This window comes from Sphaerospermopsis aphanizomenoides BCCUSP55 (assembly GCF_001586785.1).
Lineage (GTDB): Bacteria > Cyanobacteriota > Cyanobacteriia > Cyanobacteriales > Nostocaceae > Sphaerospermopsis_A > Sphaerospermopsis_A aphanizomenoides_A.
The window spans coordinates 1-2,071 of record NZ_LUFH02000212.1 but is presented as its reverse complement, the minus strand read 5'-3'; the positions used below and the strand labels follow the sequence as shown (position 1 = coordinate 2,071).

The window sequence follows — 2,071 nt, the reverse complement described above, 5'->3', positions numbered from 1 at the left end:
GTTTGGCGCTTATAATGTCAGTCTTCAAGAATATGAACCTTTACTTCAGCAAGCTTTACAACTTCCTTGTTATCTGGAAGATTAGGAATGTGGGGTGTAGGGTGCAGGGTGTAGGGTGCAGGGTGTGGGGTGTAGGGGAGAAAAAAATAATTACGAATTACGAATTACGAATTACGAATTACGAATTACGAATTTCTGTAACTAAAGTTAGACTAACCCACGCACCTTTATCGTCATAGCTACGAATTAAGCGTTGACGTAAATCTGGCTTGATTAACCATCCTACTTCTAAAAATAAAGGTTGACGTAACTGTACTTGTCGGGGAAAAGTTGCAGAAGCGCCATCAGGTAGAAGTAATACTTGGATCTGTTTTTGAGGATTTTGGTCAAAGAGGATGATTGAATCTTGTATAGTAGCAGTCGAGGTGATTGTCCGACCATCAAAACTGGTATTTTGAACTAATTTCCCATTGCTATCAAGTTCTAATTTTAAACTTGTAGAATAGGTACTAGGCGATCGCCAATCGGGATAAATAGTTATCGCTTCACCAAGCCATTCTCCCAATAAATCCTCCACCTGCATAGGAGGGTTTTTTGGTGCTTGGGTATCAGCTAGATGTTCACGAATTAAAGTAATACCTTCTATCTGTCCAGATTTATCAAACAATTCGACCAAACGTAAGCGGCGATTTTCATAAATTAAACCCAGTTCCGCACCAAATTCTGCAAAAGGCCCAAGTTGTATTGAACCTTGAGAAAATGCGCCATTCTCAAAAAATAAGACACTTTGTGCTAGAGAACTATATTCTAAAATGTTTTCTTTTTCACCTTTGCGAATGATTTGGCGAATAGTTTGATTGTTATTCAAACCTTCCAGAGAAACCACACTGGGAATATCTTCTAATAATTCCCCTTGCGGTGAATAACGAGTAAAGGAACCTTGCCATTCACCGATATTTTTCAGTAAGCGTTGCCATTGGGTAGTCATAAGAAGAAGTTCAGGAGTTCAGTAGTTCAGGAGGAAAAAGACAAGAAGCCAAGTTTTTTAATTTTTAATTTTTAATTTTTAATTTTTAATTTTTAATTTTTAATTTTTTTATGATCCTGCAAATTTACGCACAGCAAATAAGCTACCCATTAATCCTACTACTGCACCGAAACTTAATAGAACTATAGGTAGCAGCAAGGTTTGATAAGCTGTGAGTTGTAAACCGTTGCTAATAAATTGGATAAAATCGGGTTGATTGGCTAGTAGGCGATTGAGAAATTGTTGAGTTAGAGAAATGAAACTCCATGCGATCGCACCACCCACTAAACCAAAGGAAATTCCTTGTAAAATAAAGGGTAGGTAAATCCAGGCGGATGTTGCACCTACTAGTTGCATAATTTCAATTTCTCGACGACGTGCCATTACAATTAAGCGAATAGTAGTCGTTGTCACAGCGATCGCAGTAGTAGTCAAAATAATAGTAATAGTTAAAGTAATCCAACTTAAACCCCGATGTAATTGGGCAATACGTTTTACCGCTTCATCTACATACTGCACCACATCCACACCTTGTAACTTGGCTAACTGAGTCGCTAAATGGGGTACAACTTGGGGATTCAAGGCTTTTACCTTCATCTCATCTACTAGAGGATTACCCCCTAGTTGTTGGTTAGCACCTTCAATATCCGTTAAACCCAGTTCCTTAACTAATTTTGTCCAAGCTTGTTCTTTGGTAACTACTTCCACAGAAGCTACTTCCGGCAGATTTTCTACCAGCGGTTCAATATTCACAGCTTGAATACCCGACTCTAGGTAAACTGATAATTCCAACTGACTACCGAACTGGTTGAGGAGTCTTTCTACCTGCCAAGAAGTTTGCAGACTTAAGCCAAACAAAAATAATAACACCGTCACTGTACTGACAGCAGCCCAATTCATCCACCCTCCCCGCAGCAACCCCAGGAAAGTTTCTTTCAACAGGTAATCTAGTTTGGTAAGAAATTTCAACATCTTGGTAATTGATAATTGATAATTGACAATTGATAATTAACTGTCCCCAGTCCCCAGTCCCCAGTCCCCAAT

At 38.9% G+C, this 2,071-nt stretch carries 2 protein-coding genes; both read right to left on the bottom strand.

The genetic code is table 11. The annotated features are described in order from the left end of the window. Positions 1-178: 178 nt before the first annotated feature. A complete protein-coding gene (locus A0J48_RS26325) occupies positions 179-988 on the bottom strand; it encodes a DUF3598 family protein (protein ID WP_200327522.1) in 810 nt (269 codons plus the stop codon). Positions 989-1,096: 108 nt separating this feature from the next. Beyond that, entirely contained in the window at positions 1,097-1,999 is a 903-nt protein-coding gene (locus tag A0J48_RS26320) for a cell division protein FtsX (protein ID WP_200327521.1), read from the bottom strand. Between the last annotated feature and the right edge of the window lie 72 nt (positions 2,000-2,071).

Bases quoted from the DNA above. Each gene is read 5' to 3' on its own strand.
- A0J48_RS26325 (WP_200327522.1), bottom strand. From the start codon at position 988: ATGACTACCCAATGGCAACGCTTACTGAAAAATATCGGTGAATGGCAA.
- A0J48_RS26320 (WP_200327521.1), bottom strand. From the start codon at position 1,999: ATGTTGAAATTTCTTACCAAACTAGATTACCTGTTGAAAGAAACTTTC.